This window comes from Ensifer sp. ENS09, from assembly GCF_014852425.1.
Taxonomy (GTDB): domain Bacteria; phylum Pseudomonadota; class Alphaproteobacteria; order Rhizobiales; family Rhizobiaceae; genus Ensifer.
Genome location: NZ_JACVBP010000001.1, coordinates 316,969 through 331,093, shown reverse-complemented (window position 1 = coordinate 331,093; position 14,125 = coordinate 316,969). Strand labels below are relative to the sequence as shown.

The following is a 14,125-nucleotide window of genomic DNA, read 5'->3' as shown; positions in this document are numbered from 1 at the left end:
GGAAACCTCACCGCTGGTTCTGCCGCCGATCCATGTCGTCATGGTTCGGGTGGCGTTTCAGCGCGTGCCTCTGATAGATCTTGGCGGCAGTCAGGAAAGCGTAGACCGCCCCCGTCATCGCCTCGATGAAGCCTGGAAAGCCGCAGCGCCACAGGCCGTTACGGAAATAGAGCCGGAGGAAATAGAGCGGCGGGCTGAACAGCATCTTGTAGGGCCTCGCCGACTTGCCGGCGGCGAATTGCTGGTCGGCCTTCAGCGTCGAGTACTTGTTTTCCTTGAGGATCTGCTCGTCGATGATCAGCGGCCGGTAGTGCAGCAGGCTGCCCTTGGGGGCGGCGCCGACCGCGCCATCCGGCACGATGCCTTCGTGGACCTTCTGGTTAAGGTCGTAGCGGCCCCTGCCCTGGCGGATAAGCCGCAGGTTCCGTCGCTCGTGCGCGCGCTCCGGCGTGTAGCCGTAGCCGATCAGATAAGGCCTGCGCGCGACGCGCCAGCCAACCGTCTCCGGTGGCGCATCGAGCAGCGACGGCAGCAGCGCCTTCAGCGGTTCGTCTAGGCGTTCGTCGGAATCGATGTTGAAGCACCAAGGCTGCGTGCATTGATCAAGCGCGAACTGCTTCTGGCCGGCATAGCCCCGCCACGGCTCACGCAGGAAGCGGATCGGCCAGCCCTTGTCGATGTAGGACTGCACGAGTGCTGCCGTTCCGTCGGTCGAGCCGGAATCGACGATGACGATTTCTGAGCATTGCTCGAGGCTCTCGATGCAATTGCCGAGATAGGCTTCTTCGTTCTGGCAGATGATGAAGGCGGACAGCGGAAGCTTGTTCATGGGCGGGCCTTAGATCTGGACGAGGCCGATATCCTTGACCTGGCGAATGGTCAGCATCGTGCGCACCGTGTCGACGCGTTCGTTGGCCGTCAGCACTTCGATGACGAAATCCTGGAAAGTCGTGAGGTTTTCGGCGACACAATGCAGCAGGAAATCGCTTTCGCCGGAAACCGTCCAGGCCTGCCGGACGATCTGCCATTCGGCGGTGGCGGCGGCGAAGGCCTTCAGATCGGCTTCTGACTGGCGCTTCAGGCCCACCATGCAGAAGGCGACGAGATCAAAGCCGAGTGCCGGAGCGTTCAGCAGCGCGTGATAGCCCTTGATGACGCCCGTCTCTTCGAGCTTGCGCACGCGCCGCAGGCACGGCGGCGCAGAGATGCCGACCCTTTGCGCGAGATCGACATTGGTCATCCGGCCATCACGCTGGAGCTCGCGAAGGATCTTGAGATCGATAGCGTCGAGCTCGACTTGTTTCGTCATGAACGTTCGTCCTTTTCGTGGTGACTTTGAGCGCGAGGCAAAGTCGAAAACTTGTGTCTGCCGATGGTGAGGTTGCCCCGATCGTGGGCGACGTCGACTGATGCGTCCCTATCCCGGCGCTGCCGCGATCGTCTCGGTCGAGATTTTCGGCAAGGCGCGCTCGTCAAGGGCAAGGTCGTCTCGAGTCGGTGCGTGGCCGAGCGCAGCGCGTTCGCAGTGCAACCATGCACGGCCGGCATTCAACCCCATATGCTTCTCCAGCAAAGTGAATCCGCGTGAAATATCGTCAAACCCGCTGGACAACAAGGAGCCCGGCCGACTATTCGCGGGAAAATGGCGTTGGCGATGCCGGCAGATGTGCAAATAGAGGTGGACATCGTCAGAAGCGACACGAAGTGCGCTCCACTGCCGTCGCGCGCCCCGGCGCGAGACGCGGATCGATGCCGGGCCGACGCCTGTGCCTTAAGCGCGTCATCTGGTGGCAAAACCGGGCTTCAGGCTCAAGCACTTGTGTGTATCAGGCTGTGCGCTCTTGAAAGTCATGGTGGGGAATACCTAAAGTATGGAACGATTTCCCATTGACGCAATGGAATCGGATGGGGACGCAATCCTCTCCGATGAACGAAGGACAAGATTATGACTGCCCGTCACGTGAAAGTGCTGATCATCGGCTCCGGCCCGGCTGGCTACACCGCCGCCATCTATACGGCGCGCGCCATGCTCGAGCCCGTGTTGATCGCCGGCATGGAACAGGGCGGCCAGTTGATGATCACGACGGACGTCGAAAACTACCCGGGCTATGCCGATCCGGTCCAGGGCCCGTGGATGATGGAGCAGATGCTGAAGCAGGCGACCCATGTCGGCGCCGAGATCGTCAACGATCTCGTGACCGATGTCGACCTGTCGGTTCGTCCGTTCCGCATCAAGACCGACAGCGGCAACGACTGGACGGCGGACGCGCTGATCATCGCCACCGGCGCCAAGGCAAAGTGGCTCGGCATCGAGAGCGAACCGACCTTCATGGGCTTCGGCGTCTCGGCCTGCGCCACCTGCGACGGCTTCTTCTATCGCAACAAGGACGTGATCGTCGTCGGCGGCGGCAACTCGGCCGTCGAGGAAGCGCTCTACCTGTCGAACCTCGCCAAGACCGTGACCGTCGTTCACCGCCGTGATTCCTTCCGCGCCGAAAAGATCCTGCAGGAGCGCCTGTTCGCCAAGCCGAACGTCAAGGTGATCTGGGATCACGAGGTCGTCGAATATTTGGGTGCGCCGGCCAAGCCGCCGATGCCCGCTTCCGTCAACGGCGTGAAGCTGCGCAACACCAAGACCGGCGAAACCTCCGACATGGTCACCGACGGCGTGTTCGTCGCGATCGGTCATGCACCTGCGGTCGAACTTTTCAAAGGCAAGCTTCGGCAGAAGTCCAACGGCTATCTCTGGACCGCAGCCGATTCGACGGCGACCGACGTGCCCGGCGTTTTTGCCGCAGGCGACGTTACGGACGACATTTACCGTCAGGCGGTTACGGCGGCCGGCATGGGCTGCATGGCAGCACTTGAGGCCGAGAAATACCTGGCGGGTCATATGCCCGTCGCAATTGCAGCCGAATAGAAGCTGCGAATCGGGGTGGTGTCGCTGAGGCACCTCGCCCGTGTGGGAACAGATGCATCAGCCACGCCCGGAAGACAGGACCCCGTCTTCCGGAGTGGTTTCTTATGGGGGACTTCATGTCGCTGGACTGGGACAAACTGCGCATTTTTCACGCGGCGGCCGAGGCTGGGTCGTTCACCCATGCGGCAGACAAGCTTCATCTTTCGCAGTCCGCGATCAGCCGGCAGGTCAGCTCGCTGGAGCAGGATGTCGGCATCAAGCTGTTCCACCGTCATGCGCGCGGCCTGATCCTCACCGAACAGGGCGAGATCCTCTATCGCACCGCGCATGAAGTGCTGATGAAGCTCGAAAGCGTCAAGGTCCAGCTGAGCGAGACCACCGACAAGCCGAGCGGCAAGCTGCGCATCACCACCACCGTCGGTCTCGGCCAGGGCTGGCTCACCGACAAGATCCAGGAATTCATGTCGCTGCACCCGGAGGTGCAGGTTCAGCTCATCCTCGACAACGAGGAACTGGACGTGAACATGCGCCATGCGGACTGTGCCATCCGCCTGCGTCAGCCGCAGCAGTCGGATCTCATCCAGCGCAAGCTCTTCACCGTGCACATGCACGTCTATGCAGCTCCGTCCTACATCAACAAGTATGGCGAGCCGCAGTCGGTCGAGGATCTCGACAACCACCGCATCATCACCTTCGGCGAGCCGGCGCCGAACTATCTGCTCGACGTCAACTGGCTCGAGATCGCTGGCCGCGATTCCGACAATCCGCGCGTGTCGCATTTGCAGATCAACAGCCAGACCTCGATCAAGCGCGCCTGCCTGCTCGGCATCGGCGTCGCCATGCTGCCCGACTACATCGTCGGCCGCGACCCTGGCCTCATCCAGCTGCCGATCAGCGCCGACATCCCGTCCTTCGATACCTATTTCTGCTATCCGGACGAGATGAAGAACGCGGCCAAGCTCAAGGTCTTCCGCGACTACATCGTCGCCAAGGCCCGCAACTGGAACTTTTAGCGCGCTCCGCGCGAATGCTCATTTTCCGAGCATTTTCGCGAAAGACTGCCAACCTTCTGTTTTTACGTCGATATTACCAATGCGCCGGCTAAATTGTGCGGCGCATTTTTATTGTGCGCCGCAGAAATAGGCAGGGATGCGTGCATGACATGGCTGTCATGCACAGAAAATGATTGTTGCGCGCCCAAAAAAGCAGCATACCAAACTCAGCTGATGCATCTTTGGTGGCTTCTCCTCCCAGTGCCACCGCAGCAGCTGTTCCCCTCTGGAGGTTTAATTACCTTCACAACTTATAAGGGCCCAAGTCATCTTGTGGCCCTCTTTTTTTGTCTACTGTTAGATACAGGCGAACCGTGATGAAAATCACAGCCGGCTATTGAAAGCCGATACTTCGCTTCCCATATCAAAATGCAGCTGATGCATTCTTGGTGGCTTCTCCTCCCCGCCACCGCATTAGCTGTTCCCCTCTGGAGGTTCTTATTACCTTCACAACTACAAGGGCCCAAGTTTTCTTGAGGCCCTCTTTTTTTGCCTGCACCACGCTCACGGTCTTGTGATTTGAATATCGTGTTTTAGCGATACATTTATCGATAAAACACGATACGGCGATATACAATGGACCGAGACGAAATCCTCAAGGCGCTTGCCCATCCCGTGCGGGTCAACATCCTCGCCTGGCTGAAGGAGCCGCAGCACCATTTTCCGAGCCAGGAGCATCCGCTCGATCTCGGCGTATGTGCTGGCCAGTTCGAACGCTGCGGCCTGTCGCAGTCGACCGTTTCCTCGCATCTCGCTGTGCTTCAGCGCGCCGGCCTGGTGACCACCCGCAAGGTTGGCCAATGGATTTTCTACCGCCGCGATGAAGAGACGATCGCCGCCTTCCTCAAGAGCCTCGGCGATCTCTAAGACGCACCTTCTCCCCAAGCAGACCTCCTCCCTGAAAGGACCTCCCATGGCCTCGCTTTTCGACCCCATCACCATCGGCGACATCGCGCTGAAGAACCGCGTCGTGATGGCGCCGCTGACCCGCAACCGGTCGCCGGGCGCTGTTCCGAACACCCTGAACGTGACCTATTACGAGCAGCGTGCGACGGCCGGCCTGTTGATCACGGAGGGAACGGCAATCACCCAGCAAGGCCAGGGCTATGCCGACGTGCCGGGCCTCTATACGCCGGAAGCGCTCGACGGCTGGCGCAAGGTGACGGACGCAGTGCATGCCAAGGGCGGCCGGATCGTCGTCCAGATGTGGCATGTCGGCCGCATTTCGCACGATTCTCTGCAGCCGGGCGGCGGCAAGCCCGTGGCGCCGTCGGCCATTCGCGCCAAGTCCAAGACCTATCTGGTCAATGCCGACGGTACCGGTTCCTTTGCCGAAACCTCCGAGCCGCATGCGCTGGAGATCGCCGAGATCAAGGCGATCGTCGAGGACTACCGCAAGGCCGCACGCGCCGCGATCGACGCCGGCTTCGACGGCATCGAGATCCACGCGGCCAACGGCTATCTCGTTGACCAGTTCGTGCGTTCGGGTTCGAACCACCGCACGGACGCCTATGGCGGCTCGATCGAGAACCGCGCCCGCTTCCTGTTCGAGGTCATGGATGCCGTGACGAATGAAATCGGCGCCGGCCGGGTCGGCATCCGCCTTTCACCCGTCACCCCTGCCAACGATGCCTTTGATCCGCAACCGCAGCAGGTCTTCGGCCATGTAGTCAAGAATCTCGCTCGATATCCCCTCGCCTATATCCACATCATCGAAGGCGCGACCGGCGGCCCGCGCGACCACCAGCAGGGCGACCAGCCATTCGACTACGACGCGCTGCGTTCGACCTATGTGGCCGCTGGCGGCAAGGCTGCCTGGATGACCAACAATGGCTATGACAGGGCGCTCGCGGTGAAGACGGTCAAGGACGGCGAAGCCGACCTCGTCGCTTTCGGTAAACCGTTCATCGCCAATCCGGATCTCGTCGAGCGGTTGAAGCGCGATGCGCCGCTCAACACGCCGGATCAGGCAACCTTCTATGGCGGTGGCGCCAAGGGCTATACCGACTATCCGGCCCTTGAACAGGTCGCCTGACACTCCCACATGGCAATGCTCCGCCTCCTTGGCGGAGCATTTGTCCTTGGGAATGAAGAGCTTATGTTTTCGCTATATTCAGAAAAATGGTCATTGCATCCTGACGGCGACGTCATCGTAACCCCCTCCAGCCGTCTTTACCCCGTCCGCTATCGCGGCCATCAGGCGATGCTCAAGGTCGCCGAGGACCCGGAAGAGAAGTATGGCCGCCTGCCGCTGCTCTACTGGAACGGGCAAGGCGCTGCAAAGGTCTTTGAAGCCGATGGCGACGCGGTGCTGATGGAGCGCACCGACAGCCGGCGCAACCTCTTCCACATGGCAATGACCGGAAGCGACGAGGACGTGACACGCATCATCTGCCGCACCGTCGCCGCGCTTCATGCGCCGCGCCTAACACCGGTTCCTGGCGATCTCGTGCCGCTCGACAGGTGGTTCGCCTCTCTGGAAACGGCTGCTCCCGCTCAAGGCGGGCTCTTTGCCCGCGCGCTCGAGGCGGCGAAAAGCCTGTTTGCCGATCCCGAACCGCCGGTCGTGCTGCATGCCGACGTCCACCACGCCAACATCCTCGATTTCGGCGACCGCGGCTGGCTGGCGATCGACCCGAAACGCGTGCTCGGCGATCGCGGCTACGACTACGCCAACCTCTTCTGCAATCCGGAACTGCCCCTGGTTACCGCTCCGGGCCGGCTGCAGCAGCATCTGCCCATCGTCGCCAAGGAGACCGGGCTTCACCCACACCGTATCCTCAACTGGGTGCTTGCCTATGCCGGGCTTTCCGCAGCCTGGTTCCTGGAAGACAACGACGAATTCGGTGTCGAGAACGACCTCGCAATGGCGCGGATCGCCATCGCCGAACTCGACCGCTAAACTCAACCCGTCCGCAACAGGACAACGGCGTAGATACAGGCATCTGCGCCGGCGTTGCGGAAGACGCAATCCTGCGGCGGGCCGAGCTCCAGGCAATCCCCGATGCCAAGCGTATGGGTCTCCAGCCCTTCCACGAAGGTCAGGCGCCCTGCACTTACCCATATCCACCGGCGATGAAGCGCATAGGCGGATGCCGGGATCGGCACCTCGGCGCCGGCCGGAAGCTCGACCTCGACAAGCTCGAGCGGCAGATCCGACATCGGCGAGACGTGGCGCCGGAGGTAGCCGGTTTGCGGATCGCGCCACACCGCCTGATCCTGGCGTCGCGACAGCCTGCCCTGGCTCATCTCGGCCCGCGCGATCAGGCTGGACATGGTGAGCCCGAACGCACCGGCGAGCTTTGCCAGCAGCGTCGCCGTCGGGCTGCTGTCGCCCCGCTCGACCTTGTGGATCATCGCGCGCGAGACGCCCGAGCGTTCCGAAAGCTCGCTCAGCGACCAGCCGCGCGCCTGTCTTTCCAGACGAATTCGTTCACTGAGCCGTTGATCCAGACTGGCTACTTTAGTATCCATTTCGTAGTCATATAGTGAACGAATGCGAGGAGCAAGCATGCTGATCCGGGCGGCCATTCAAGACGATCTGCCAATCATCTGCGACATCTACAACGACGCCGTGGCGAACACGACGGCGATCTGGAACGATACCCTGGTCGATGTCGCCAATCGAACGGCCTGGCTGAAGGCGCGCACGGACGCGGGCTATCCGGTGCTGGTGGCGGTCTCGGACGAAGGCGATGTCATAGGCTATGCGTCCTTCGGCGATTGGCGCGCCTTCGATGGCTACCGCCACACGGTCGAGCATTCCGTCTATGTTCACAAGGATCGGCGCGGTGGCGGCATTGGCCGGAAACTCATGGAAGCGCTGATCGCCGAGGCCGAGCGGCTGGGCAAGCATGTGATGATCGCCGGGATCGAGTCGGAGAACGCAGCCTCGATCCGCCTTCATGCCCAACTGGGTTTCGAGGATACCGGCCGACTGCGCGAGGTCGGCACGAAGTTCAGCCGCTGGCTCGACCTGACATTCATGCAACTGGTGCTCCAGACGGGCTCGCCGCGCTAAGCCGCGGCGCCGCCTCGACAATGGTGGTTTGTCGAGCCGGCACGAGATGCTATGAACCTTCAAGGACTGTTTCTGGAAACATTTTGACGTGGGTCTTCGGCAGCAGGTCAGATCGGGCGCCTGGGCACGTGTCGCGAAAGCGGCACTGGCGCTGGCTGTCAGCATCCCGTCGTTGAGCGCCTTCCCCGCGGCGGCCCGTATCGATGATCTCGCCCCACAGCCCAAATGCGTCTATTCCGGCCCGTCGGCCACCGACCCTGCCAAGTCGCTCTGCATCAGCAAGGAAAACTTCGCTCGCGATATCTGCGGCGTGATCGACCACTATGCGGCCGTCAACGACCTGCCCGCGGCTTTCTTCGCCCGCCTGATCTGGCGCGAAAGCCTGTTTCGGCCCAATGCCGTCAGCCCCAAGGGCGCTGAAGGCATCGCGCAATTCATGCCGGGAACGGCGAAGATGCGAGGGCTCAACAACAGCTTCGATGTGGTCGAGGCGCTCGGCAAGTCGGCGGAGTATCTGAACGAACTCAAGTCGCGCTACGGCAATCTCGGCTATGCGGCTGCCGCTTACAATGCCGGCGAGAACGGGCTCGAACGTTTTCTCGAGGTCGATTGGCTGCCGGCGGAAACACGCAACTACGTGCTTGCGATCACCGCCTACAGCGTCGAGGACTGGCGCGACAATCCACCAAAGATCCTCGACCTGACGCTCGACAAGAACAAGAACTTCATCGACGGTTGCGTGGCACTCGCCAGCACCCGCAACCTGCGCGACATCGAGGTGATCGACGAGGCGGAATGGGCGCCCTGGGGCGTGCAGCTTGCCGCGCATTTCCAGAAGTCGGTGGCGCAGCGATTGTTCGTCAGCGCCGTCAAGCGCCTGCCGGAGCCGATCCGCAGTGAGAAGGCGCTTCTCCTGCGCGAGCGCAATGCCAGCTTTGGCCTCAGAATCCGCTACGCCGCACGCATCGGCCGCGAGACCCAAGCGGACGCAAACAAGCTTTGCGCCACGATTCGCAAGAGCGGCGGTGCTTGCCTCGTCTTCCGGAACTGACCGGTATCAGAGCCCAGCCGAAATCGATCCTGGACATGGGCGCGCCCTAGCCTGCGGCACCCCCTTGTAGAAGCGCCGGCCGGTCGTTCAGGCAACCAAGCCCGCGGAGCGTCGTTGCGACTGCCTCGTCGATCGGCGTGTGCGGCTCTTCGCCGAGCACCGCGAGCAGCCGTTCGTTCGGCATTCTCAAGGGTTCACGCCAGAGATAACGCATCTTGCGCAACTCCCTGAAGAGCGGAACGAAGGGCGACGCCAGGTCGATCAGCCACCACGGAAAGGCGCGAACGGGAAGCGCGGGCTTGCCAACGACCCGGCGGATCGCCGCGATCATCTCGGTTCCATTGCGATCCAGGAAGCCACGCATGTGATAAACGGCGAAAAGCGGCAGGTCCTCGGCGCGCTCGACAAGGCGGATCATGGTTTCGGCCACATCGGGCAGATAGGCCCATTGGTGGCCGATGCCTTCGCGGCCCGGGTAGGAAATTGCGCCCAACTGTTTGCCCGGTTTCACCAGCCCTTGCGAAAACCAGTTATTGGCCGCACCGGGACCGAAGAAGTCGCCTGCCCTGACGATGACGACGTCGACACCCGCCTCCGACGCATCCTTCAAGCGACGCTCCATCTCCTTGCGAATCTGGCCCTTGTCGGTGTCCGGGTTCTGCGGTGCGTCCTCCGTCAGGACGGGAAAGGCGTCGCGGCCGAAATTGTAGATCGTTCCTGGCAAAAGAATAAGTGCGCCGGTGGCCTTGGCGGCGGCGATCGTATTGTCGAGCATCGGCAGCACCAGGGTGCCCCAATTGCGGTAGCCGGGCGGATTGACCGCATGCACGATCAGATCGACGCCTTCGGCAGCAGTGCGAACGTCGCTCGCGTTCATGGCATCGCCTTGCCGCCAGTCGAACGCCGGCTCGGTCTGCACCGCCGTCGCAGCGTTTCGGTTCAAGGCACGCACCTGCCAGCCACGCCTTTTGAGCCCGCGCGCGACGGCGCTGCCGATACCGCCCGTCGCACCGAGCACCAGCGCGCGTCTTGTTTTCTGCTGCATCTCGGTCATGTCACGCTCCATCCGTTTCGATGAAGGGAAGATCACGCTTTCACGGGTTAAACGCAATTGCCGAACAATATTGCACCGCTATACTGAAATGCATGAGCAAGATGGATTTGAGCTGGGATTTCTATCGTACGTTCCTCGCGGTTCTTGACGAGGGATCGCTGTCGGCCGCTGCTCGCGAGCTTGGCTTGACGCAGCCAACCGTTGGCCGGCACGTGGACGCCATGGAAGCCGCGCTCGGCTATCCGCTCTTCGTGCGCTCCCCGCACGGCCTGTTGCCGACCGATGCCGCGCTGGCGCTCAAGCCCTATGCCGAGACGCTCGCTGCGACATCGGCCGCGCTCTTGCGCGCCGCGTCGAGCCAGCGCGATACAGTCAGCGGCACAGTCCGCATCAGCGCCAGCGAAGTCATCGGCATCGAGGTGCTGCCGCCCATCCTCACAGAACTGCACGAGACCTATCCGGAGCTGACAATCGAACTTTCCGCTTCGGACACGGTCGAAGACCTCTTGCGGCAGGAGGCGGATATCGCCGTGCGCATGGTGGCGCCCGTTCAGGATGCGCTGATCGCCCGCCATCTCGGCGCGGTTCCCTTAAGCTTTCACGCCCATCGCCGCTATATCGAGAGACACGGCATGCCGCAGACATTGGCCGAGCTTAGCGATCACAGCCTGATCGGTTTCGACCGCGAGACGGCGGCGATCCGAGCGATCATCGCCCGCTCGCCGGAACTGCCGGCGACACGTTTTACGCTGAAGGCCGACAGCAACCTTGCCCAACTGGCTGCAATCCGCGCCGGCTTCGGCATCGGTATCTGCCAGAACGGGCTTGCGGCGCGCGATCCCGATCTTCTCCCGGTGCTGCCGGAACTGTTCGAGATGAAGCTCGACACCTGGCTGGCGATGCACGAGAACCTGAAGACGGCGCCCCGCTGTCGCGTCACTTTCGACGCACTTGCCGCGGGGCTGCGGGCCTATATTCGTGGCACTGCGCTCGCAGACGCGAATACCGAAATCTGATTTCAGGCACCTCCCGCTAACGGCTCTATACTGGTGCCGACCCACGAAAAAGCCCGCCAAAATGGCGGGCTTTCTGTTTACTTGGCACTTCAAGTGGAGCGCTTAATCCTCGGATTCGACTGGCGTTTCCGGCGCACCGTTCTCGACGACTGCCTCTTCGCCTTCCTCTTCATCGCTCTCCGGCTCGCTGATGCGCTCGACCGACACGACCTTCTCATCCTTGGCGGTCGAGAAGATGGTGACACCCTTGGTCGCGCGGCTCGCTAGCCGGACGCCATTGATCGGCACGCGGATCAGCTGGCCGCCATCGGAGACGAGCATGATCTGGTCGTTGTCTTCGATCGGGAAGGCAGCAACAAGAACGCCGATTTCCGTCGTCTTCGAGGTGTCGGTGGCACGGATGCCCTTGCCGCCACGGCCCGAGGTGCGGAAATCGTAGGACGACGAGCGCTTGCCGAAGCCCTTCTCCGAGACCGTCAGCACGAACTGTTCGCGTGCCTTCAGCTCCTCGAAGCGTTCGTTCGACAGCTCTCCGCCGTCAGCGACTTCCTCGCCGACCAGAGCGATTTCTTCCTCGTCGCCATTCGTCGCCCGACGTTCCGCCGCGGCGCGCTTGAGATAGGCTGCACGCTCCCACGGTTCGGCCTCGACATGGCCAAGGATCGCCATCGAGATGATGCGGTCGCCGTCGCCGAGGTTGATACCACGAACGCCGATCGAGTTACGGCCGGCAAATACGCGCACGTCGTCGACCGGGAACCGGATGCACTGGCCGAGCGCTGTCGTCAGCATGACGTCGTCACGCTCCGTGCAGGTGTCGACGGAGAGGATCTCGTCACCCTCTTCCTCGAGCTTCATCGCGATCTTGCCGTTGCGGTTGACCTGGACGAAGTCCGACAGCTTGTTGCGGCGAACCGTGCCGCGGGTCGTCGAGAACATGACGTCGAGGTTTTCCCAGGTCGCCTCGTCCTCAGGCAGGGGCATGATCGTCGTGATGCGTTCGCCGGGTTCCAGCGGCAGCATGTTGATCAGAGCCTTGCCGCGCGATTGCGGCGTGCCGATCGGCAGGCGCCAGACCTTCTCCTTGTAGACGATGCCACGCGAGGAGAAGAACAGAACCGGCGTGTGGGTATTGGCAACGAATAGCCGGGTAACGAAATCCTCGTCCCGGGTCGCCATGCCCGAGCGGCCCTTGCCGCCACGGCGCTGCGCGCGATAGGTCGTCAGCGGCACGCGCTTGATGTAGCCGAGATGCGAGACGGTCACGACCATGTCTTCACGGGCGATGAGATCCTCATCGTCCATGTCGGGGCCGCCCTCCATGATCTCGGACCGGCGCGGAGTGCCGAACTCGTCCCGGATGGCGACGAGCTCGTCCTTGACGATGCTCATGATGCGCAGGCGCGACGACAGGATGTCGAGGTAATCCTTGATTTCCTCGCCGATCTTGTTGAGTTCGTCGCCGATTTCGTCGCGGCCGAGCGCTGTCAGGCGCTGCAGGCGCAGGTCGAGAATGGCGCGGGCCTGCTCTTCCGAGAGGTTGTAGGTGCCGTCCTCGTTGATGCGGTGACGCGGGTCGTCGATCAAGCGGATGAGGCTCTCGACGTCATGGGCCGGCCAGCGGCGCTCCATCAACTGCTCGCGCGCCGTCTGCGGGTCCGGCGCATGGCGGATGAGCTTGATGATTTCGTCGATGTTGGCAACCGCGATGGCAAGGCCGACGAGCACATGGGCGCGGTCGCGTGCCTTGCGCAGCAGGTACTTCGTGCGCCGGCTAACGACTTCCTCGCGGAACGAGACGAAGGCGCGCAGCATGTCGAGCAGCGTCATGTGCTCCGGCTTGCCGCCGTTCAACGCCACCATGTTGCAGCCAAACGAGGTCTGCAGCGGCGTGTAGCGGTAAAGCTGGTTCAGGATGACGTCGGCATTGGCGTCACGCTTGAGTTCGATGACGACGCGGTAGCCCTGGCGGTCCGATTCGTCGCGCAGGTCCGAGATGCCCTCGATACGCTTCTCGCGCACCAGCTCGGCCATCTTTTCGATCATCGTCGCCTTGTTCACCTGGAACGGGATCTCGGTGATGATGATCTGCTCGCGGTCGCCGCGCATCGGCTCGATATGGGCGCGGCCGCGCATGATGACGGAGCCGCGGCCGGTCTCGTAGGCCGAGCGGATGCCCGAGCGGCCAAGGATCAGCGCGCCAGTCGGGAAATCCGGGCCGGGGATGATTTCCATCAGTTCCGGCAGTTCGATCGCCGGATTGTCGATCAGCGCCATGCAGCCGTTGATGACTTCGACCAGGTTGTGCGGCGGAATGTTCGTCGCCATGCCGACGGCGATGCCGCCGGCGCCGTTGACGAGCAGGTTCGGGAACTTCGCGGGAACGACTGCCGGCTCCTGCAGGGTGCCGTCATAGTTGTCGCGGAAGTCGACCGTTTCCTTGTCGAGGTCGTCGAGCAGCGAATGGGCGGCCTTCTGCAGGCGGCATTCGGTGTAGCGCTCGGCTGCCGGCGGGTCGCCGTCGACGGAGCCGAAGTTGCCCTGGCCGTCGATCAGCGGCAGGCGGAGCGACCAGTCCTGCGCCATGCGCGCCAGCGCGTCGTAGATCGCGGCGTTGCCGTGCGGGTGGTACTTACCCATCACGTCCCCGGTCACGCGGGCGCATTTGACGTATTTCTTGTTCCAGTCGATGCCGAGCTCGCTCATCCCGTAGAGGATGCGGCGGTGCACGGGTTTCAGACCGTCACGCACGTCGGGAAGCGCGCGGCTGACGATAACGCTCATCGCGTAATCGAGATAGGACCGCTGCATTTCCTCGATGATGGAAATCGGCTCGATGCCTGGCGGAGTTTTTCCGCCGCCGGGGGTGCTTTGCTCAGTCAATGGTGATCACGATCTTTGTTCAGAATCAGTCGGATATTTATAGCGGATTGCCATCGGAAGCGCCAATTTGCGGCCTTTGGCGCCACTTGCCCGCCGGACTGTGAAGATGTCCTTGTAATGCCTTGATT

Annotated in this window: 13 protein-coding genes; 8 read left to right on the top strand and 5 right to left on the bottom strand. The window is 62.2% G+C overall.

Annotated elements, in window-relative coordinates; genetic code table 11:
• Positions 1-7: 7 nt before the first annotated feature.
• Together IB267_RS01700 and IB267_RS01695 are read right to left on the bottom strand one after the other, a co-directional pair.
• The gene (locus IB267_RS01700) at positions 8-829 is read right to left on the bottom strand and encodes a glycosyltransferase family 2 protein (RefSeq protein ID WP_192446147.1); all 822 of its coding nucleotides are present in this window, start codon (positions 827-829) and stop codon (positions 8-10) included.
• Positions 830-838: 9 nt separating this feature from the next.
• Positions 839-1,309: an Lrp/AsnC family transcriptional regulator gene (locus IB267_RS01695; protein WP_043614306.1), complete on the bottom strand. Its 471-nt coding sequence runs from the start codon at positions 1,307-1,309 to the stop codon at positions 839-841.
• Positions 1,310-1,945: 636 nt separating this feature from the next.
• On the opposite strand from IB267_RS01695, the gene trxB reads away from it, so the two are divergent.
• From trxB to IB267_RS01670, 5 genes are all read left to right on the top strand, one after another.
• Positions 1,946-2,920, top strand: a complete 975-nt coding sequence (trxB, locus tag IB267_RS01690; RefSeq protein WP_192446146.1) for a thioredoxin-disulfide reductase — start codon at positions 1,946-1,948, stop codon at positions 2,918-2,920.
• Between the two features lie 116 nt (positions 2,921-3,036).
• A complete protein-coding gene (locus tag IB267_RS01685) occupies positions 3,037-3,933 on the top strand; it encodes a LysR family transcriptional regulator VtlR (RefSeq protein WP_043614622.1) in 897 nt (298 codons plus the stop codon).
• A 615-nt stretch (positions 3,934-4,548) separates the two neighbouring features.
• Positions 4,549-4,839 carry a helix-turn-helix transcriptional regulator gene (locus IB267_RS01680; RefSeq protein WP_192446145.1) on the top strand — a complete coding sequence of 97 codons (291 nt, stop codon included), beginning with the start codon at positions 4,549-4,551 and terminating at the stop codon, positions 4,837-4,839.
• A gap of 46 nt (positions 4,840-4,885) precedes the next feature.
• Positions 4,886-6,007: an alkene reductase gene (locus tag IB267_RS01675; protein ID WP_192446144.1), complete on the top strand. Its 1,122-nt coding sequence runs from the start codon at positions 4,886-4,888 to the stop codon at positions 6,005-6,007.
• 63 nt (positions 6,008-6,070) lie between these two features.
• Entirely contained in the window at positions 6,071-6,874 is an 804-nt protein-coding gene (locus tag IB267_RS01670; RefSeq protein WP_192446143.1) for an aminoglycoside phosphotransferase family protein, read from the top strand.
• A 2-nt stretch (positions 6,875-6,876) separates the two neighbouring features.
• On the opposite strand, the gene IB267_RS01665 is transcribed toward IB267_RS01670, so the two are convergent.
• A complete protein-coding gene (locus tag IB267_RS01665) occupies positions 6,877-7,446 on the bottom strand; it encodes an XRE family transcriptional regulator (protein ID WP_192446142.1) in 570 nt (189 codons plus the stop codon).
• A gap of 37 nt (positions 7,447-7,483) precedes the next feature.
• On the opposite strand from IB267_RS01665, the gene IB267_RS01660 reads away from it, so the two are divergent.
• Both IB267_RS01660 and IB267_RS01655 read left to right on the top strand, forming a co-directional pair.
• Positions 7,484-7,993 (top strand): GNAT family N-acetyltransferase, encoded by a 510-nt coding sequence (locus IB267_RS01660; protein ID WP_192446141.1) that lies wholly within the window; start codon positions 7,484-7,486, stop codon positions 7,991-7,993.
• Positions 7,994-8,081: 88 nt separating this feature from the next.
• On the top strand, positions 8,082-9,044 hold the full coding sequence (locus IB267_RS01655) for a lytic transglycosylase domain-containing protein (RefSeq protein ID WP_192446140.1): 963 nt from the start codon (positions 8,082-8,084) through the stop codon (positions 9,042-9,044).
• A gap of 46 nt (positions 9,045-9,090) precedes the next feature.
• Here the strand turns inward: IB267_RS01655 and IB267_RS01650 are convergent, their stop codons facing one another.
• Complete coding sequence (locus IB267_RS01650; RefSeq protein WP_192446139.1) at positions 9,091-10,098, bottom strand: NAD(P)H-binding protein; 1,008 nt, start codon at positions 10,096-10,098, stop codon at positions 9,091-9,093.
• 101 nt (positions 10,099-10,199) lie between these two features.
• Between IB267_RS01650 and IB267_RS01645 the strand changes: the two genes are divergently transcribed.
• Complete coding sequence (locus tag IB267_RS01645; RefSeq protein WP_371742511.1) at positions 10,200-11,114, top strand: LysR family transcriptional regulator; 915 nt, start codon at positions 10,200-10,202, stop codon at positions 11,112-11,114.
• A gap of 102 nt (positions 11,115-11,216) precedes the next feature.
• On the opposite strand, the gene gyrA is transcribed toward IB267_RS01645, so the two are convergent.
• The gene (gene gyrA / locus IB267_RS01640) at positions 11,217-13,997 is read right to left on the bottom strand and encodes a DNA gyrase subunit A (RefSeq protein WP_192446137.1); all 2,781 of its coding nucleotides are present in this window, start codon (positions 13,995-13,997) and stop codon (positions 11,217-11,219) included.
• Between the last annotated feature and the right edge of the window lie 128 nt (positions 13,998-14,125).